Source organism: Gluconacetobacter entanii, from assembly GCF_003206495.1.
Taxonomy (GTDB): Bacteria; Pseudomonadota; Alphaproteobacteria; order Acetobacterales; family Acetobacteraceae; genus Novacetimonas; species Novacetimonas entanii.
In genome coordinates this window covers 80,310-98,833 of sequence record NZ_NKUF01000003.1, presented here as the reverse complement: position 1 = coordinate 98,833, position 18,524 = coordinate 80,310, and the positions used below count along the sequence as shown (strand labels likewise).

The window sequence follows — 18,524 nt, the reverse complement described above, 5'->3', positions numbered from 1 at the left end:
CACCACAGGCAGGTAGAGAACAATGCCAAAAAAAGCATCGGGTACCCCTTCTTCCCCGACCTCCGGCGTTTCGGCTGAAGCAGTCGCCAAGGTCTTCAGCCTGATCAAGGAAAACGCTGTCGAGATGGTGGACCTGCGTTTCACCGACCCGCGCGGCAAGTGGCATCACACCACGCAGTATGTCACCACCATCGAGGAAGACACCTTCCACGAGGGCTTCATGTTCGACGGTTCGTCCATCGCGGGATGGAAGGCCATCAACGAAAGCGACATGATCCTGCTGCCGGACCCGACGACGGCGGTCATGGACCCGTTCTCGGCCAAGCCGCAGCTGATCCTGATCTGCGACATCGTCGAACCCTCCACGGGGCAGTTCTATAACCGTGACCCGCGTGCGACGGCGAAGCTGGCGGAACAGTACCTGAAGTCCACCGGCCTGGGCGATACGGCATTCTTCGGCCCCGAAGCCGAATTCTTCATCTTTGACAGCGTGCGCTTCGGCACCGGCCCGAACTACGGCAAGTACGAGCTTGAAAGCATCGAAGGCCCCGGCGCGTCGCTCAAGGACTATCCCGAAGGCAACATGGGCCATCGCCCGGGCGTCAAGGGCGGGTATTTCCCGGTTGCCCCGGTGGACAGCGAAGGCGACCTGCGCGCCGAAATGCTGACCACGATGGGCGAGATGGGCCTGCCGATCGAAAAGCACCACCACGAAGTCGCGCAGTCGCAGCATGAGCTGGGCACCAAGTTCGCGACGCTGGTGGAATCGGCCGACTTCATGCAGATCTACAAGTACTGCGTGCACAACGTCGCCCATTCCTATGGCAAGACGGCGACGTTCATGCCCAAGCCGATCTATGGCGACAACGGTTCGGGCATGCATGTCCACCAGTCGATCTGGAAGGCGGGCAAGCCGACCTTCGCCGGCAACGGCTATGCCGACCTGTCGGACGAGGCGCTGTACTACATCGGCGGCATCATCAAGCACGCCAAGGCGCTCAACGCGTTCACCAACCCGTCCACCAACTCCTACAAGCGCCTGATCCCCGGGTTCGAAGCGCCGGTGCTGCTGGCCTATTCCGCGCGCAACCGCTCGGCCTCGTGCCGCATCCCGTATGCGACAAGCCCGAAGGCCAAGCGCGTCGAGGTCCGCTTCCCCGACCCGACCGCGAACCCCTACCTCGCATTCGCGGCCATGCTGATGGCGGGCATTGATGGCATCAAGAACAAGATCCATCCGGGCGAAGCGATGGACAAGGACCTGTATGACCTCCCGCCCGAGGAACTGAAGCAGATCCCGACCGTCGCAGGCTCCCTGCGTGACGCGCTCAAGGCGCTGGAAGAAGATCACGAGTTCCTGCTCGCCGGTGACGTGTTCACCAAGGACCAGATCGAAAGCTACTGCGCGATCAAGTGGGAAGAAGTGTTCAAGTTCGAACACACCCCGCACCCGGCCGAGTTCGAGATGTACTACTCGGTCTGAGGACCGGTTACGACGCACCTGTTGCGGCGTGACGCAAAAGGCGTCGGGATCACACGATCCCGGCGCCTTTTTTCATGCGTGTCACTTTGATCCGGGACGCCGGTGGCTTTGAAGCTTTTTGAAAAAAGCTTCACCAAAAACTTTTATTATTTTCAGTGTTTTGCCGGGAAAAGTCATGGTTTCCAAAGGGCAATGCCCTTTGGCGGGTTTCAGGGCGGAGCCCTGAGCGACACACCAGAACCCACCCTGCGCCTCCGGCGTTACGCACCGCACGCGGACATGTCATCGGGCCGGGACGTGATCGGGGCATGATACCGACGCACGATATGCTATCCCCCGGTGAGGATATCCGTTGCGGATATTTCCCCGATGGCCTTCCCATGCGCGCTTCCCCCGAGGCGCGCGCCACACATGCCCGTAACGGGCGGGCCTGCCACCGGGCTGCTTTTCCTGTCATGCGTGCGATACGGACGAAAGGACGATCATGAACCCCACCCTTCCGGTCATGATGCAGGCCGTCACCACTGCCGAACCCGGCCCCCCCGATGTCATGACGATCAGCGAGGTGCCCCTCCCCACGCCTGCCGAGGGCGAAGTGCTGGTGCGTGTCATGGCGGCAGGCGTCAACCGCCCCGACATCATGCAACGCAAAGGACTGTATCCGCCGCCGCCGGGGGCAAGCCCGCTTCTGGGGCTGGAGATCGCGGGCGAAGTCGTCGCCCGTGGCCCAGGCATTGCCGATGACGCCTTCCCCGCCATTGGCGCGCGCATCTGCGCCCTGTCCAACTGGGGCGGATATGCGCAGTACTGCGTGGTACCGGCGGGTCAGTGCCTGCCGTGGCCCGCAGGATTCGACGCCATCCACGCCGCCGCCCTGCCGGAGACGTTCTTCACCGTCTGGTCCAACCTGTTCATGACCGCCCACCTGCGCGCGGGGGATCGGGTGCTGGTCCATGGCGGCAGCAGCGGCATCGGCACCGTGGCCATACAGCTTGTCCGCCAGATGGGGGGCATTCCCTATGTCACCGCGGGCACGGCCGAAAAGTGCGAACTGTGCACGACCATCGGGGCGGAGGCCGCCATCAATTACCATGAGGAGGATTTCGTCGCCCGCATCGCCGAACTGACGGACGGGCGCGGGGTGGACATCATCCTCGACATGATCGGCGGTGCCTATCTTGAACGCAACCTGCGCTGCCTTGCCCCCGACGGGCGTCTGGTGATCATCGCGCTGCAGGGGGGCGCGCGGGCGGAAAATATCGGCCTGGCGCGCATCATGACGCGGCGCCTTGTGGTGACGGGCACGACGCTGCGCCCGCGCAGCAATGCCTACAAGGCGGAAATCGCACGACAACTGCACCAGCAGGTCTGGCCGCTACTGGAAAAAAAGACCGTCCGTCCGCTGATCCACGCCACCTTCCCCTTTGCGCAGGTCGTCGATGCCCATAAGCTGATGGAAAATGGAGCGCATAGTGGAAAGATCATCCTGAACCTCCAGACGGCTTGAACCAGGGACAAGGTAATCTCGGTGCTACTGAATGTGATTGAACGCGGTCCGGAGGAAGCATCGGGACAGGATGCGGGGCGGCCGCCGGTCGTCCTGCTGCACGGGCTGTTCGGGCGGGCCCGCAACCTTGGCTTTTTCCAGCGCAGGCTGGCACGCACGCGCCGGACGCTGGCCATCGACCTGCGCAACCATGGCGCAAGCCCGCACGGGCTGATGGATTACAACACGATGTCGGCCGACCTGCTGGACACGCTGGCCCATCACAACGCGCTGCCTGCGACGCTGGTGGGACATTCGATGGGGGGCAAGGTGGCGATGACGCTGGCGCTGATGCGACCGGGCATGGTCCACAGCCTGCTTGTCGCCGACATCCCGCCCGCGCGCACCGGCCATGGGCAGTTCGGGCTGGGCGAACAGATGCTGCATGTCTCCTTCCCGCCTTACCTGAACCGTGCGGGCGCGGACATGCTGCTGCAGCATTACATCCCCAATGCCGATGTCCGCGCGCTGATGCTGCAGAACATCCGCGTGGGGGAAAATCCGGGCTGGTGCATCGGGCTGCGTGAAATCGTGGAGTCGATGCCCAATGTCGAAAGCTGGCCCTATATCCCCGAAGGCTACAGCTATCCGGGGCCGACGCTGTTCCTCGCGGGGGAGAACTCGCCCTATATCCGCCCCGAACATTACATGACGATGCGCCGGCTGTTCCCCAATTACCGGCTGGAACTGATCGAAAAGGCCGGGCACTGGCTGCATGTCGAAAATCCGGAACGCTTTGCCGAACTGCTCGAAAACTTCGTCGAAACCTACTGAAACACCCACAATGGCGGGACATGTGCGGCATCGCTCTTGACATCGTGACCTGTCCCCGCAGTTATGCTGGCAAGCTGGGGCAGGTGATGGCACGATAGTGACGGCACCCTGCCGTTGCGATTGCAGCCATCCACCAAGGCGGAGAAACGCGCCCTTTCATGACGGTGACACTCAGTCCTTCTTCCCGGTACCGCCATGCCGTGGAACCAGTACTGATCCCGCGCGGGGACGGATCGGACCGTCCTGCCGCCCCGCCGCCTGCCGCGCCGTCCCAGCCCGACACACGTGAGAACGAACGGCTGGAATCGCGCGAAATCGTCCCGCGTCCCCCCGGCTATCGCGCGCTGCGGCCTGTCACGTCCGGCCTGATCCGCCCCGATACGCTTGAGGAACCGGGCGCGGGCAAGGCCGCCAGCATCTCCATCCTGCTGCACACGGCCCTGCTCAGCGCGATCATCATCAGTTCCGCCCACCACAACCCGCACGGCGATCCGTCCTCCTCCTCTGAATCCCCGCAGGTGGAGATGGTGTTCTCCCCCCCTTCTTCCAGCGGGATGCAGGGGCAGTCCTCGCCCGACATGGCCGGTGGCGCGGACGCCCCGCGCAAGGAAAGCGAGCACAGCACGTCCGAAAGCGCCACCGCGCCCAAGGAACAGAGCGAGGATTCCTCCCCCGCGCCCAATATCCCGACGCCGGAGACCCCGTCCTCTCCCCCGCTGACGCAGGCGCCTTCCGACCTGTCGGTGCCGCAGTCGCAGGATCAGCAGCAGTTCAATCCCGGCATGCAGAGCCCCGGTCATTCGACCCATCCCGCCCAGCAGCCACGCCATCAGTCTTCCAGCAGGTCGCATTCGTCGCTGCATTCGCCCATGGACCTGTCATTCGCGCCGTCGCCGCTGCCACATCGCAGCAGGCATGGCCGCGCGGGTGGTTCTGGATCGCCCATCGACCTGTCCGTCGGCCCACTGGTCAGCAACGGGAAGATCAACGCCCCCTATTCCACCAATACGCAGATCCATGGCGTGAGCGACGATTACGCCTCCGAACTGGACCAGTGGATCCGCAGCCACATGTACTACCCCGAAGAAGCCGCCCGCGCGGGCGAGGAAGGGCCATCGTCGGTGCATGTCGTGCTGGACCGCAACGGGCAGGTGGCGAAGGTGCGCCTGACGGGGCAGTCGGGTTCGTACTACCTCGACGCCGCGACGACGGGGATGTTCCGCAATGCGCAACTGCCGCCCGTGCCGCCCGACATGTCGGGGGACCATTTCGATATCGACCTGACGATCAATTACATCCTGATCCGTCACTAAAATACTGTTTTAAAACAATACTTTCATAAAGATAAAAGTTTTTGGTGAAGCTTTTTCCAAAAAGCTTCGAAAGACGGCACCCAAGAACTTTTATCAGTTCCCACCCGGCATGTTCCCCTGCGGGCACCATGCCGGTGCGTTAGTTGATTGTTTTTCCCGTCCTCTTCATAGTTTCCACAAGATGGAAGGGAAAAAGCCGCCATGACGCCCACGACGATGCGCCTGCTGGACGAAGTCGGGACCGATTTCGAAGCCTTCGACAATGCGGAAGCCGCGGTCGCACGGATTACCGAACTGTATGACACGGCAGCACGCCTGCTGCGCGACGCCTTTGCCACGCGCGACACCAGCGGACTGGCACGCGGGGTATATCCCTACCTCGCCTTTGCGCAGGAAGGCGGCTTGGCGCGCGACGTGCCACGGCCGCCATTCGACATCGTGCTTGAACCGGGGTTCTACGGCACGACACTGACGCACCCGGAACTGTATCATACCTACTGGCGCGAACAGATCGGCATCCTGCTGCGCCATTACGGACAGCCGGTGCTGGTCGGGCGTTCACGCAGGCCCATTCCCCTGTCCTATGTGATGGAAGACGCCGTAACCTCGCTCAGCGAAGGGGACATGGCATGGCTGCAGCAGCATTTCGCGCTGCCCGATTTGTGGATGACCGACGATTCGATCGCCAACTGCGAACAGATCCCACGTCCGGGCACACCGCGTCCGCTGGCGCTGTTCACCGCCGAACGCACCGATTACTCCCTTGCCCGGCTGCATCATTACACCGGCACCGCGCCGCGACATTTCCAGCGTTTCATCCTGCTGACCAATTACCAGCGCTACGTCGATGCCTTTCGCGAATATGGCCACCGCCAGGTCGATTCCGGCGGGGAATATGACGCCTTCGTCGAACCCGGCGGCATCATCCACCATCGGGGCGACACGCCCGATACCCCCGGCAGCGCGGGCAGCCTGCCGCAGATGCCGGCCTATCACCTGTGCCGTCCCGATGGCGATGGCATCACGCTGGTCAATATCGGGGTCGGCCCGGCCAATGCGAAGACGATCACCGACCATCTGGCCGTGCTGCGCCCGCATTGCTGGCTGATGGTCGGGCACTGCGCGGGGCTGCGCCGGACGCAGCGGCTGGGCGATTACGTGCTGGCCCATGGCTACCTGCGTGACGACAACGTACTGGACGAGGACCTGCCGCCATGGGTGCCCGTCCCCCCCATCGCGGAAGTGCAGATGGCGTTGCAGGATGTGGCCGAACGGGTAACGGGCCTGCATGACGCGGAACTCAAGACCCGGCTGCGCACCGGCACGGTCATGACCACGGACAACCGCAACTGGGAACTCCGGCTGGAGGCGCTGTTCACGCGCATCAACATGACGCGCGCCATCGCGGTGGACATGGAATCGGCCACCATCGCGGCCAACGGGTTCCGGTTCCGCGTTCCCTACGGCACGCTTCTGTGCGTCTCGGACAAGCCACTGCATGGGGAGGTGAAGCTGCGCGGCATGGCCAACGCCTTCTATCGCGAACGCGTGCGCCAGCACCTGATTGTGGGGATCGAGACCATGCGGCAGTTACGCGCGCAGGGCGTGGACCGCCTGCATTCGCGCAAGCTGCGTGGCTTTGACGAACCGGCCTTCCGTTGATGGCAGCCGCCCGCGTGCCGTCAGACGCCATCCGATCAGGAGATAAAAGTTTCTGGTGAAGCTTTTTCCCAAAAAGCTTCAAGGAACGCCGCCTTTTTGAAAAAAGCCGGCACCCAAAAACTTTTATTTATTTTCATATCCTTGCTGGAATGTCTTTTCAGAAATCCGGCAGCGTCTGCGCCAGATGCCCACCCAGCCGCACCGGGGCCATCCGCCGGGCAAGGCCGGTGGCGTCGTCGGTTTCGACCATCATGCCCGCGATGCTGGCCTCCCCATCCGCCGGTTGCAGGCGATCGCCGGGCATCTTGCGCACGAAACGCGCGATGGCGGCATCCTTGCCCATGCCGATGACACTGTCATAATCGCCACACATGCCCGCATCGGTCTGGAACGCCGTCCCCTTGGGGAAGATGCGATGGTCGGCGGTGGGCGTGTGGGTATGGGTGCCGATCACCAGCGACACGCGCCCGTCGCACACATGGCCCATGGCCCATTTCTCGCTCGTCGCCTCGGCATGGACATCGACGACGATGGCCTGCACCGTGACGCCAAGGCGATGGCGCGAGAGGATGTCCGACACCGCGCGGAACGGATCGTCCATCGCATCCATGAACTGCCGCCCCATAACACTGACGACCAGCGCCCTGTGCCCGTTCACCAGTTCGACGACCACGCTGCCCTGCCCCGGCGTGCCGGGGGGGTAGTTGGCGGGACGGATGATCCGTGGCTCGGCGTCGATATGGCCGATCATGTCGCGCCGGTCCCAGCTATGGTTGCCCAGCGTGATGACATCGGCCCCGGCCTCGAACAGGTCACGCGCGATGGCGGGCGACAGGCCGAACCCGTGGCTGGCATTTTCGCCGTTGACCACCACGAGGTCCAGCGACAGTTGGTTGCGCAATCCCGGCAGGCGGCTGATCACCGCCTCCCGCCCGACGCGGCCGACAATGTCGCCCAGAAACAGTATCCTCAAAAAACCCGACCTTCCTGTTTACGCCCGCACCGGTCCGTCCCCGTGACTGCCGATCCATCCATGGTCCGTGACAATGCCCGACAGCCTTGCATCATGCACGCCCATGGGAATGTGCGCGACCTCCTGCGTGGCAAGACCATAGCCGATAGCAACCGCATGGGGCAGGCGCGCCAGCGTGCGATCGTAATATCCCCCCCCATATCCCAGCCGCCCCCCCTGCCTGTCAAAGGCCAGCAGCGGCACGAACACCATGTCGGGGACATAGGCATGCCCGTCGGGATGCCATGTCGCGAACCGCCCGTTGCACATCGTCACATCGGGATGCCAGTGATGAAAGGAAAGCGGCTGCCCCCGTGGCGGGGTAAAGGGCAGCAATACGCGATAGCCCTGCCGGTGCAGCGGCCCGAACAGCGGGCGGAGGTCGATTTCACCGGGCAATGGCCAGACCAGTGCGATCGCGCTGCCGGGCGGGGCCATGCCCACCCGCGCCGCGATGCCCGCACGCAGCGCCGCCTCCTGCGCCGGGGTGGGGGGGGCTTCCTCGCGCAGGGCGCGGCAGCGCCGCCGCAGTTCGGCCTTGGCCGCCGCCAGCGCGGGGGAATCGGTATCAACAGGATTCGTCATGAGAATTACGGAGCCACCATGACCGTTGGTCTTATCAGCCCTCCCGGACCTGCAGGTGCAGGTGGGCGCCAGGTAACGTGACCACGATCACGACAGTGCCAGCTCCCTTAGGAAGTGCTTATCGGCCCAGGGGTTGAATTTTGCCTGACGCGTCCGGCAGCCCCGCACCTGCTATCTAGTCATGTTCGAGGGCGGCTGCAATGTTTTCCGCACGCTCGACAAGATGTTCAAGCTGGTCGCGGCGGCGTTCGTTCTCGATCCTGGCCTGCCGCCCCTGCGCCAACTGGTGGGCGGTGTCGGCGGACATCTTTTCCGCCGTCAGGTCATGGATCTCGTCCGCCATCAGCAGGGCTGCGAGCGCAAGCAGCCGTCCTTCGCCACTATGGCCGCCAATCGCGCGGATGCGGTCGATTCGCCGCTCCACTTCCTGCGCCATGGCCTGAAGGTGCTGCTCCTGCCCTTCCTCGCACCCGACGCTATAGGAATAGCCGTTGATGCGTACTGTGACCTGTCCCATTGTCATTCGCCCTTTTCGCCCTTCATCTCCGCGATCACGACAGTCGGCTCCACTTCGGCAAGAGCGTCGCGCACGCGCGCGATCAGCGCGTCGATATTCGCGGCAAGTGCCTGGAGGTCGATTCCAGGATCGGCGGCCTGCGCCGTCGGCGATGCCGTGGTGGGCGATGGCATGGCGTCAGGGGACGGCCATGTCCCCTGTTCGCGGCATTCGATGGCAAAGGCGATACGCGTCAGCGCCTGTTCCAGCCGGTCCGCGGGGTCGCGCGTGCTGTCCTGCGTGGATACGGATGCTTCCTGCCCCGCCTGCATTGTGTCAGTATTGGACACGTTCATCCTTCATAATTTCCTGCCCTGGTCCCTTGCAACAGATCGCCCGGTGACGTCTGAACGTCAAGCATGATCGATAATCATGACAATTTTGCGCACCTTCTCCATTTCATCGTCATTTCAACGCATGACGAGGTCACATTGCTGCGCGCCATCATGGACGGGGACGGGGGCATGCCGCCCTGCGCACTGATATCGCCGCCGGATGCAGGATGTTCCATGGGGGTGGCGTGGTGGCGTGCCCTGACGGCGGAGGCGCCAGCGCCCGCGTTCCTTGACTGCGGCATCGCGGCGGGACGCGCGGCGGAGGGACTGCGCGCCGGTCTGGCGGGGGTGATCGTCGATCCGGCCTGCACGCAGTACGCAGCCCTTGCCGGACTGGCGCGGGTGACGGGGGGGCAGTGCCTGCGCGCGCGGCCGGATGCCCACGCCATCGGCGGCCCGGACGCGGCGGCGCGCCTGCGTGCCTACCTGCGCCACACCCCGTCCGGCGGGCACGTCCCGCATGGCACATGAAGCCACCGTGCAAAGGGGACTGTTCCCCATGGCGCATGTGCGCCATATGATCGCACCACCATGACCGATTGCCAGCTTTACCTCGTCACGCCCGAGTCGCTTGACCCTCCGAAGTTCGCCCCCCTGCTGGCCCGTGCGCTGGACGCCGGCCCGGTGGCGGCGGTGCAGCTACGGCTGAAGGACGTGCCCGACGACACGATCCGCCGGGCAATCGACGTGCTGCGCCCGGTGGCGCATGAACGTGACGTGGCCTTCATCCTCAATGACCGTCCCGACCTTGCCCGCGCCACTGGCTGCGACGGCGCGCATGTCGGCATGGAGGACATGGCGGTGGAGGAGGCACGCCGCATCCTTGGCGATGACCTGCAGTTGGGCGTCTCATGCTATGACAGCCGTGACATGGCGATGCGCGCGGGCGAAGGCGGGGCCGATTACATCGCGTTCGGTGCGTTCTTCCCCTCACCGTCGAAGGACACCAGCGTGCGCGCGGGCACCGACCTGCTGACATGGTGGAGTTCCATGATGGAACTGCCGGTTGTCGCAATCGGCGGCATCACGCCCGAAAACTGCGCCCCACTGGTGCGGGCGGGGGCGGATTTCCTGGCGGTCATCAGCGCGGTCTGGTCCCATCCCGACGGACCGGGCGCAGGCGTGCGGGCGATGAACGCCGCGATGGATGCAGCAGGTGAGTGAGCGGGATTCCTGAAGTTTTCAGGTGCCGGCTTTTTTCGGAAAGGCGACGTTCCTTGAAGCTTTTTGAAAAAAGCTTCACCAAAAACTTCCGTTCGCCTGCTGCCCATTCCCCGGGCAGGCGCTGAGGGTGGTTCCTATCCGGGCAACCACAGCACGTCTTCGATCCTGCGCGTCCCCGCCGCCAGCATCACAAGCCGGTCCAGCCCCAGCGCGATCCCGGCGCAGGGTGGCATGTTCCCCACCGCATCAAGGAACGCGCGGTCCATCGGCCATGTCGCCTGCGGGTCATCGCCATACAGTTCGGCCCGCCGGGCACGGTCGGCACGAAAACGCGCCTCCTGCTCCACCGGGTCGGTCAGTTCCTCGAACGCGTTGGCCAGTTCGATCCCGTCGGCATAAAGCTCGAAGCGCAGCGCCACACGCGGGTCCGCCGGGTCCCGCCGCGCAAGGGCCGCCTGACTGGCGGGCCAGTGGGTCAGGAAGGTCGGGCGCGCGCGACCGATCTGCGGCTCGACCCGTTCCATCAGCAGGCGGAAGAACAGGTCCTCCCAGCTTTCACCCGCGCGCAGGGTGCATCCGGCGGCATGCGCAAGGGCCGCCGCGTCATCGCCCGTCGCCAGCAGGTCAAGCCCGGCATACCGCGCGAATGCCTCCGCCATCGTCAGGCGCTCGAACGCAGGTGTGATCGCGACCGGCGTGGCCGCACCCGGCAGCACCGGCGGCAGGGTGGCGCGCAGCAGGGCCTCCGTCTCGTCCATCAGGTCCGACAGGCTGGCATGCGGGCGGTACCATTCCAGCATCGTGAACTCATGCGCATGCAGGCGGCTGCCTTCCGCATTGCGCCAGACCCGGGCCATCTGGAACACCGGCAGGTGCGTCGCGGCAACGATGCGCTTCATCGCGAATTCGGGACTGGTGTGCAAAAACAGCGGCAGCACTGATCCGTCGGGGCGGTGCCGCTCGGTGCGGAACACCTTGAGGTGCACTTCCTCCCCCGGCGTGGGCACGGCATAGGGGGTTTCGACCTCCAGATAACCACGTCCCTCGAAAAACGCGCGCACGCCGCGCACCACCAGTCCACGACGACGCAGCAGGGCAAGGCGTTCGGCAATGCGGTCGGGATCGCCAGATTCGGGCATGGGCGCACAAAACTCCGGTTGCAGGAAAAAGCGGCGCGCAGTACAGCGCGGCAGTCCCCCCGCCGGTCAACCCCTTTGCGAACCCGGATATCGTAAAGAAGTTTTTGGTGAAGCTTTTTCCAAAAAAGCTTCAGAAGAACGCCGCCTTTTTGGAAAAAGCCGGTACCCAAAAACTTTTATGATATTTATCAATGTATTATGAGGCACCACCATGCCAGACACCCGACGCCCCACGCCTACGCGCACGTTACGCACCGTCCGCGACCTGGTGGAGGCAGGGCTGGTGTCACAGGCCGCGCAACCCGCGCTGGAGGAGGTGGCGCACGAATACGCCACCGCCATTCCCCCCGCCTTTGCCGAACTGATCGAATATGCCGACGACCCGATCGGGTTGCAGGTCATCCCCGACCCGGCGGAACTGCGCATCACGGCGGAGGAACGCTCCGACCCGATCGGCGACGACGCGCTCTCCCCCGTGCCGGGCATCGTCCACCGCTATGCCGACCGCGCGCTGCTCAAGCCGCTGCTGGTCTGCCCGCTTTACTGCCGGTTCTGCTTCCGGCGCGAACATATCGGCCCAGATGGCGGCGTACTGGACGAGGCCGCGCTGGAACGTGCGCTCGACTGGCTGCGCACACATCCGACAATCGGGGAGGTGATCCTGTCCGGGGGTGATCCGATGATGCTCTCGCCCCGGCGGATGGGCCACATCATCCGCGCGCTGGAGGCGATGCCCCACGTCCACACCATCCGCATCCACACCCGCGTACCCGTGGCCGACCCGGAGCGCGTGACGGAGGACATGGTCGCGGCGCTGGACACCACATGCAGCCTGTGGGTGGTCGTGCATGCCAACCATGCCCGCGAACTGACACCCGCCGCGCGCGCTTCCATCCGCCGCATGCAGGCCCGCGCCATCCCCGTCATCGCGCAGTCCGTGCTGCTGCGCGGGGTCAATGACACGCCTGATGCGCTCGAGGCCCTGCTGCGCGCACTCGTCGCCGCTCGGGTCAAGCCATATTACCTGCACCAGCTTGACCCCGCCCCCGGCACGTCACGCTTTCGCGTGCCCATTGCCGAGGGACAGCGCCTGCTGGCCGCGCTGCGCGGGCGGGTGACGGGTCTGGCATGGCCGACCTATGTGCTCGACATCCCCGGCGGATACGGCAAGGTGCCGATCGGTCCGGGCTACCTTGACGCGGCCGGCGGGGCCATCACGCAGGTCCGCGATCCGCAGGGCAGGCCGCACCGCGTGGAAGAAGGTGAGCGCGCAAACCTTGCCCTTCCGCGCCGGGGAAGGTAGAAGCCCATCCTTGCAAGACATTCCCACAAGTTCAGACAGAGACCCCAATGAAACAGCAGGCGAACCTGATCCGTGCCGGACAGGTCATCGAGCATGACGGCCGTCGCTGGACGGTCCTGAAGCAGCAGATCATCACTCCGGGCAAGGGCGGCGCCTTCATCCAGGTGGAGATGCGCGACCTCAAGACCGGCAACAAGACGAACGAACGCTGGCGCACGGCGGATACCGTCGAACGCCTGATGACCGAGGAAAAGGAATACACCTATTCCTACATGGACGGCGACAACATCGTCCTGATGGACCCCGAGACGTTCGAACAGCTGCTGCTTCCGCTCGACCTGCTTGGCGACCAGGCGCCGTTCCTGCAGGACAACATGACGCTGGTCCTCAACCTCGTCGAAGGTGACCCGGTGGGCGTGGTACTGCCCAGCCAGGTGACGCTCGAGGTGGTCGAGGCCGATCCCGTCGTCAAGGGCCAGACGGCCAGTTCGTCGTACAAGCCCGCGCGCCTGTCCAACGGCGTGAAGACCATGGTCCCCCCCTTCATCGAAGCGGGCGAGAGCATCGTGGTCCGCACCGAGGACAGCAGCTACGTCGAGCGGGCGAAGTCCTGACCTTCGACATGTCGCGACGCCCATGCGGGCGTTCGCGGCGGCCGTGCCCTTTTCCATCCCCTTTCCATTTCCGATTCACCGCCGAACCAGACAGGACCGATCACCGTGGCAATGCGACTTTCCCCTCATATGACGGTGATGCAGAATGCGGCGCAGAAAGCGGCGCGACGGCTGCTGCGTGACTTCAATGAGGTCGAACAGCTTCAGGTCAGCATCAAGGGACCGGGCGATTTCGTGTCGCAGGCGGACCTGCGCGCCGAAGCTACCCTGCGTGAGGAACTTGGCCGCGCGCGTCCCGGCTATGCCTTCCTGATGGAGGAAAGCGGCGCGGCAGGCGGTGATGGCTGGACATGGCGCTGGATTGTCGATCCGCTGGACGGCACGACCAACTTCCTGCACGGCATCCCGCACTGGGCCATTTCCATCGGCCTGCAGCGCCGCCTGCCCGACGGGACGATCGAAATGGTCGCGGGCCTTGTCTACAACCCCGCCGCGAACGAAATGTTCTGGGCGGAAAAGGGCATTGGCGCGTTCCTCAACGAACGCCGCCTGCGTGTTTCCGCACGGCGCAACATGGACGAATCCCTGTTCGCGACGGGCATCCCGTTTGCCAAGGTCCCGGCCAAGAACCGCCTGTCCTTCGCCCGCACGCTGGGCGCGCTGATGCCGCAGGTCGCGGGCGTGCGGCGCTTCGGTGCGGCAGCACTCGACCTCGCATGGGTGGCGGCGGGCCGGTACGAGGGATACTGGGAACTGGGCATCCGCCCGTGGGACTGCGCCGCCGGCGTGCTGCTGGTGCGTGAGGCCGGGGGCTACGCCACCGATCCCAACGGCGTGGACCTCAACGACTTCCCCGATTCGGTGGATGCGGTCGCGGGCAACACGCACATGCATTCCATCCTGCGCGAACTCGTCGCGAACAGCCTCGTCGCGCGGTCCTGATCCTTTCGGGCATCACGGGGCGGTGGGCGCGTGGGGCGTGCGACAGGCGCACGCGGATGTTGAGTGCGCCCTGCCCCTCGTCTAGCGTGTCGGTCACCATGTCACATGAACCGACCCCCATGCCCCCGTTCACGCCACGCGGGACATCCCTCCCCCGACCGCCCGCCTTCACCCGCGCTGCGGCGACGCCCCGCGCGGGCCTTGCACTGACGCTGGGCCTGGTGGCGGGACTTGCCGCACCGGCGGGCCTTCCCACGGTGCAGGCGCAGGTCATCACCCATCCCGACGCGCTCAATTCGCTTGGCGCGCCACCGCCCGCGCGCCCGGCCGAAAAACCGGCGGCACGTCCCGTCGCGGGCAGCAATGAAATGGGGCCGCACGCCACCACCCCATCCACCACGGCAAATCCGGCCACCGCCATTCCCCCCGCCGCCATCCCGCAGGTCGCCACGACCCCGCCGGCCAATCCCGTCCTGCGCCCGCCGGAGGTGCATGTGCCCCTGCATCCCGCGCCCCCACCGCCGGAGGTCAAGCCCGACCCGGCGGCCAAGGGACGCGCGGCGCGCATTCCCGGCGGCACGCGCCTGTATTTCGGCGCACAGAGCGCGGACATGAATCCGCGCATGATCGCGGCGTTGCAGACACTTGCCAGCGTGATGCAGCGCCTGCCGGACCAGCATGTGATGATCGCAGCCTATGGCGAGGGAAATGGCGATGATGCCTCCACCCCGCGCCGCATCGCGCTGTCGCGGGGACTGGCCGCGCGCTCCGTTCTGATTCATGCCGGGGTCGCATCGACCCGCATTTACGTGCGCGCCATCGGACTGCCGCCGGAAAATCAGATCGGAATAACACCGGACTGTATTGACGTGACCCGCTCTGGTGTGGTGGCGTCGAGTCCTTCTCCTTCGTAAGAGAGCAGCCCTGCGTGACGCGACCAACGACCTACATCCTTCGAATCGTCCTGTTTCTTCTGGCTGTGGGCATTGTCGCCTCCATGCTGGGGAGTACGCTGTACCAGGCGTTTTTCAACAATCCCTATCTCGATGGCCTGATCCTAGGCATCCTGGCGCTGGGAATCGCATGGAACGTGTCCATGGTCCTGCGCCTGATCCCGGAGGTGCGCTGGGTCGATACCATCCGCCACCCGCGTGAGGGGCTGACCACGCCGCCGCCGCCGCGCCTGCTGGCCCCCATGGCGTCCATGCTGGCGACGCGCGAACGCGGCACGCGCCTGACGCTGTCGGCCCCGGTGGCGCAGTCGCTGCTCGACAGCCTGTCATCGCGACTGGACGAAGGGCGTGAACTGTCGCGCTACCTGACGGGACTGCTGATCTTCCTCGGCCTGCTGGGCACGTTCTATGGACTGCTGCTGACGGTGGGGTCGATCGCGGACGTGATCGGCGGCATGACCGTGGGGTCGGGCGACATGACGGCCATGTTCGACCAGCTCAAGAGCGGGCTGGCCGGGCCGCTGCATGGCATGGGCACCGCGTTCTCCGGCTCCATGTTCGGCCTGGCGGGCGCGCTGGTGCTGGGCTTCCTCGACCTGACGGCGGGACAGGCGCAGAACCGGTTCTTCAACGAGCTTGAGGAATGGATGGCCAGCATCACGCGGATATCGGGGGGCAACATCTCCGCCACGGGCGAGGAGGCAACCATCCCTGCCTATGTCGAGGCGCTGCTGGAACATACGGCGGAAAACCTTGAAAAGCTTCAGGTCCTGCTGTCGCGCAACGAGGAACAGCGCGCGCATGAGCAGCACCTGCTTGCGGCGCTGAACGAGCGCCTGGCGCATATGGCCGACCCGCGCGGCAGCGAGCACCTGCAGAACATCGAGGCCCTGCTGGCCCGCCTGGTGCAGGATTCCGAAGCGGGACGCACGCAGATCTCGAACGAGATCCGTGGCGACCTGCGCCTTCTGGCCCGTACCATCGCCGCAGCCGCCCCGGGTGCGGGACGTCCGGCCTCCTGACCTACAGAAAGTTCCCGTCATGGCCCGCCGATCCCGCCGCCAGTCCCGTGCCTCCGAACTGAACGCATGGCCGGGATATGTGGACGCGCTGTCCACGCTCCTGATGGTCATCATCTTCGTGCTGCTTGTCTTCGTGCTGGGGCAGGCTTTCCTGTCGGTCGCACTGAACAAGCGCCAGCAGGTCCTTGACCAGCTCCAGCGCGAGGTCGCGCATCTCAGCCAGATGCTCTCGCTGGAACAGGGGCATAACCGCTCCCTCGAACAGTCGGTTGCGACACTGCAGAAGGAACATGCCGCAGACGAGGCCACGGAAACGTCGCTTACGGCACAGGTCAGCCAGCAGGCCGCCGAACGTGACAGCGCACGCCATCAGGCGGACGCCCTGAACGATCAGCTTGCCCAGCTTAGCGCGCAGCTTGCCGCCGTCAGCGCGGCGCTGGAAATCAGCCAGAACGAGGTGCGTGACCGCGATCGCAAGATCGACAACCTCGGCATGGAACTCAACGTCGCACTGGCGCGCAAGGTGGAGCAGTTGCAGCGCTACCGCTCCGAATTCTTTGGCCGCCTGCGTGACGTGCTGAAGGATACCAAGGGGATACAGGTCGTGGGCGACCGCTTCGTGTTCCAGAGCGAGGTGCTGTTCCCCGTCGGCAGCGCCGACCTGTCGCCAGAAGGCATCAAGCAGATCAAGGTGCTGGGCCGGACGCTGAAGCAGGTGGCACAGCAGATACCGCCATCGGTGCCGTGGATCCTGCGCGTGGATGGCCATGCCGACCGCCTGCCGATCCACACCGCCTTTCCCAGCAACTGGGAACTGTCCTCCGCCCGCGCCATCACGGTGGTGAAGATGCTGATTGCCGACGGGATCGACCCGCGTCACCTTGCGGCCACGGGCTTTGCCGATTTCCAGCCGCTGGATAACGGCACGACGCCCGAAGCCTTCGCCCGCAACCGCCGGATCGAATTCCGCCTGACCGACCGGTAATGGCACATCAGGCGCGGGGATAGAATTTCCCTGCGCCTGACCGGTGAGGGATCTGTTTTAGAAAAGCAGCGTCTTCCGAAGCTTTTTGAAAAAAGCTTCACCAAAAACTTTTATAATTTCAATATGTTGAAGGGCCTGCCTTTTCAAACAGGTCCTTAATTTTTCAGAAGTCTTTTTGCTTCTTTTTCTTCCAGAAAAAGAAGACCTCATCCGCCTTCACCGAATAACAGCACATGCCCGAAAAGGCGTGTCCCCTCAGGTCGGGCGCCCGAATGCCTTCAGCCGCAGGTCTTCCGTCTGGTGAGCCGCGCCGGGGAGCAGGGGATAGAGCGTCAGGACATGCTGCCACGCCTTCCATGCCGCCCCCCAGTCGCCCCGCACGCCTTCGGCATTGCTCAGGATCTGCCACGCCAGCACATCGCGCTCATCATGGTGCAGGGCGACGCCAAGGTCGGCCACCGCGCCATTGGCGTCCGCCCCCGCCAACCGCGCCTGCGCACGCGTGCGCCACAGGATTTCAAGGCCGGGTTGCAGCACAAGGGCGTCGTTCAGGTCTTCCTGCGCATCGCCGACCTTCTGCTCCGCAAGGTCGGACTGCGCACGGCGCACCAGCAGGCGGGTCGTGGGGATGATGTCCTTCTGGCGCAACTGCTCGATCCGGGCCAGAAGGTCACTTGCGGCCTGTTTCGACTTTGCGTGGCGCAGTTCGTCCTGAAGCTCGGGGATGCCGGGTTCCTTCGCCGCCCTGTCCTTATCCGTTCCCTTGGCCGCAGGCGCGGGATGGGCCGGTGGCGCAGGCGGGGCGGACGCCGCGAAACAGGGCGCGGCCATGCCCATCATACCAAGGCAGACAACAGACAAAAGGCCGCGCAGGCCCCGGTTCATCCCGGTGCCCACGCGACCCTGTGTCGCATCAATATGGAACCTGACGGTCAAATCCGTCCGGCAATCAGCCCTGACGGGCCTTCATGCGCGGGTTCTTCTTGTTGATGACATAGACCTTGCCACGACGACGGACCACACGGCAGTCCTTGTCACGAACCTTGGCCGACTTCAGGCTGTTTCTGATTTTCATGATCCGACCCTCACTGGCGGCTGATAACCGCAAAGAGGCGCCCGAATACCCCTGACCGCGC

Annotated in this window: 22 protein-coding genes and 1 other RNA gene; 15 read left to right on the top strand and 8 right to left on the bottom strand. The window is 64.7% G+C overall.

Annotated features, from left to right (window positions below; all coding sequences use genetic code 11):
• The first annotated feature begins 22 nt into the window (after positions 1-22).
• The 6 genes from glnA to CFR72_RS02430 all read left to right on the top strand — a co-directional run bounded on the left by glnA (position 23) and on the right by CFR72_RS02430 (position 6,778).
• Positions 23-1,483, top strand: coding sequence for a type I glutamate--ammonia ligase (gene glnA / locus CFR72_RS02450; RefSeq protein WP_110912474.1), 1,461 nt, complete (start codon positions 23-25; stop codon positions 1,481-1,483).
• 108 nt (positions 1,484-1,591) lie between these two features.
• Positions 1,592-1,795 carry a hypothetical protein gene (locus tag CFR72_RS17085; RefSeq protein WP_146220637.1) on the top strand — a complete coding sequence of 68 codons (204 nt, stop codon included), beginning with the start codon at positions 1,592-1,594 and terminating at the stop codon, positions 1,793-1,795.
• Between the two features lie 172 nt (positions 1,796-1,967).
• Positions 1,968-2,990: an NAD(P)H-quinone oxidoreductase gene (locus tag CFR72_RS02445; RefSeq protein WP_208629946.1), complete on the top strand. Its 1,023-nt coding sequence runs from the start codon at positions 1,968-1,970 to the stop codon at positions 2,988-2,990.
• Positions 2,991-3,011: 21 nt separating this feature from the next.
• The gene (locus CFR72_RS02440) at positions 3,012-3,803 is read left to right on the top strand and encodes an alpha/beta fold hydrolase (RefSeq protein ID WP_110912473.1); all 792 of its coding nucleotides are present in this window, start codon (positions 3,012-3,014) and stop codon (positions 3,801-3,803) included.
• Between the two features lie 158 nt (positions 3,804-3,961).
• Complete coding sequence (locus CFR72_RS02435; RefSeq protein ID WP_110912472.1) at positions 3,962-5,116, top strand: energy transducer TonB; 1,155 nt, start codon at positions 3,962-3,964, stop codon at positions 5,114-5,116.
• Between the two features lie 201 nt (positions 5,117-5,317).
• On the top strand, positions 5,318-6,778 hold the full coding sequence (locus CFR72_RS02430; protein ID WP_244182135.1) for an AMP nucleosidase: 1,461 nt from the start codon (positions 5,318-5,320) through the stop codon (positions 6,776-6,778).
• Positions 6,779-6,935: 157 nt separating this feature from the next.
• Here CFR72_RS02430 and CFR72_RS02425 read toward each other — a convergent pair whose 3' ends face one another.
• The 5 genes from CFR72_RS02425 to CFR72_RS02405 all read right to left on the bottom strand — a co-directional run bounded on the left by CFR72_RS02425 (position 6,936) and on the right by CFR72_RS02405 (position 9,227).
• Positions 6,936-7,751 carry a TIGR00282 family metallophosphoesterase gene (locus CFR72_RS02425; RefSeq protein WP_110912470.1) on the bottom strand — a complete coding sequence of 272 codons (816 nt, stop codon included), beginning with the start codon at positions 7,749-7,751 and terminating at the stop codon, positions 6,936-6,938.
• Positions 7,752-7,769: 18 nt separating this feature from the next.
• Positions 7,770-8,375, bottom strand: a complete 606-nt coding sequence (locus tag CFR72_RS02420) for a 5-formyltetrahydrofolate cyclo-ligase (RefSeq protein WP_110912469.1) — start codon at positions 8,373-8,375, stop codon at positions 7,770-7,772.
• Positions 8,376-8,381: 6 nt separating this feature from the next.
• A non-coding RNA gene (gene ssrS, locus CFR72_RS02415) (6S RNA) lies at positions 8,382-8,541 on the bottom strand.
• Positions 8,542-8,550: 9 nt separating this feature from the next.
• Positions 8,551-8,892 (bottom strand): cell division protein ZapA, encoded by a 342-nt coding sequence (locus CFR72_RS02410; RefSeq protein WP_040511332.1) that lies wholly within the window; start codon positions 8,890-8,892, stop codon positions 8,551-8,553.
• Between the two features lie 2 nt (positions 8,893-8,894).
• Positions 8,895-9,227 carry a hypothetical protein gene (locus CFR72_RS02405; RefSeq protein ID WP_110912468.1) on the bottom strand — a complete coding sequence of 111 codons (333 nt, stop codon included), beginning with the start codon at positions 9,225-9,227 and terminating at the stop codon, positions 8,895-8,897.
• 63 nt (positions 9,228-9,290) lie between these two features.
• Here CFR72_RS02405 and CFR72_RS02400 point away from each other — a divergent pair, with 63 nt between their 5' ends.
• The gene (locus tag CFR72_RS02400; RefSeq protein WP_233044483.1) at positions 9,291-9,737 is read left to right on the top strand and encodes a hypothetical protein; all 447 of its coding nucleotides are present in this window, start codon (positions 9,291-9,293) and stop codon (positions 9,735-9,737) included.
• Between the two features lie 60 nt (positions 9,738-9,797).
• The gene (gene thiE / locus CFR72_RS02395) at positions 9,798-10,430 is read left to right on the top strand and encodes a thiamine phosphate synthase (protein ID WP_110912467.1); all 633 of its coding nucleotides are present in this window, start codon (positions 9,798-9,800) and stop codon (positions 10,428-10,430) included.
• A gap of 134 nt (positions 10,431-10,564) precedes the next feature.
• On the opposite strand, the gene epmA is transcribed toward thiE, so the two are convergent.
• The gene (epmA, locus tag CFR72_RS02390) at positions 10,565-11,569 is read right to left on the bottom strand and encodes an EF-P lysine aminoacylase EpmA (protein WP_110912466.1); all 1,005 of its coding nucleotides are present in this window, start codon (positions 11,567-11,569) and stop codon (positions 10,565-10,567) included.
• Between epmA and CFR72_RS17440 the strand changes: the two genes are divergently transcribed.
• The 7 genes from CFR72_RS17440 (at position 11,568) to CFR72_RS02360 (ending at position 17,388) form a co-directional block, all read left to right on the top strand.
• Positions 11,568-11,771 (top strand): hypothetical protein, encoded by a 204-nt coding sequence (locus CFR72_RS17440; RefSeq protein WP_167400279.1) that lies wholly within the window; start codon positions 11,568-11,570, stop codon positions 11,769-11,771. The two genes, epmA and CFR72_RS17440, sit on opposite strands and share 2 nt — an antisense overlap.
• 9 nt (positions 11,772-11,780) lie before the next feature.
• Entirely contained in the window at positions 11,781-12,872 is a 1,092-nt protein-coding gene (locus CFR72_RS02385; protein WP_110912465.1) for a lysine-2,3-aminomutase-like protein, read from the top strand.
• A 47-nt stretch (positions 12,873-12,919) separates the two neighbouring features.
• On the top strand, positions 12,920-13,486 hold the full coding sequence (efp, locus tag CFR72_RS02380; protein WP_110094863.1) for an elongation factor P: 567 nt from the start codon (positions 12,920-12,922) through the stop codon (positions 13,484-13,486).
• Positions 13,487-13,597: 111 nt separating this feature from the next.
• The gene (locus tag CFR72_RS02375; RefSeq protein WP_110912464.1) at positions 13,598-14,428 is read left to right on the top strand and encodes an inositol monophosphatase family protein; all 831 of its coding nucleotides are present in this window, start codon (positions 13,598-13,600) and stop codon (positions 14,426-14,428) included.
• 119 nt (positions 14,429-14,547) lie between these two features.
• Complete coding sequence (locus tag CFR72_RS02370; RefSeq protein ID WP_110912463.1) at positions 14,548-15,342, top strand: OmpA family protein; 795 nt, start codon at positions 14,548-14,550, stop codon at positions 15,340-15,342.
• Positions 15,343-15,356: 14 nt separating this feature from the next.
• A complete protein-coding gene (locus CFR72_RS02365; protein ID WP_110912462.1) occupies positions 15,357-16,403 on the top strand; it encodes a flagellar motor protein MotA in 1,047 nt (348 codons plus the stop codon).
• A gap of 19 nt (positions 16,404-16,422) precedes the next feature.
• On the top strand, positions 16,423-17,388 hold the full coding sequence (locus tag CFR72_RS02360) for a peptidoglycan -binding protein (protein WP_110912461.1): 966 nt from the start codon (positions 16,423-16,425) through the stop codon (positions 17,386-17,388).
• 255 nt (positions 17,389-17,643) lie between these two features.
• Here CFR72_RS02360 and CFR72_RS02355 read toward each other — a convergent pair whose 3' ends face one another.
• A complete protein-coding gene (locus CFR72_RS02355) occupies positions 17,644-18,324 on the bottom strand; it encodes a tetratricopeptide repeat protein (RefSeq protein WP_110912460.1) in 681 nt (226 codons plus the stop codon).
• 13 nt (positions 18,325-18,337) lie between these two features.
• Positions 18,338-18,463: a type B 50S ribosomal protein L36 gene (ykgO, locus tag CFR72_RS02350; RefSeq protein WP_003617324.1), complete on the bottom strand. Its 126-nt coding sequence runs from the start codon at positions 18,461-18,463 to the stop codon at positions 18,338-18,340.
• Positions 18,464-18,524: the final 61 nt, after the last annotated feature.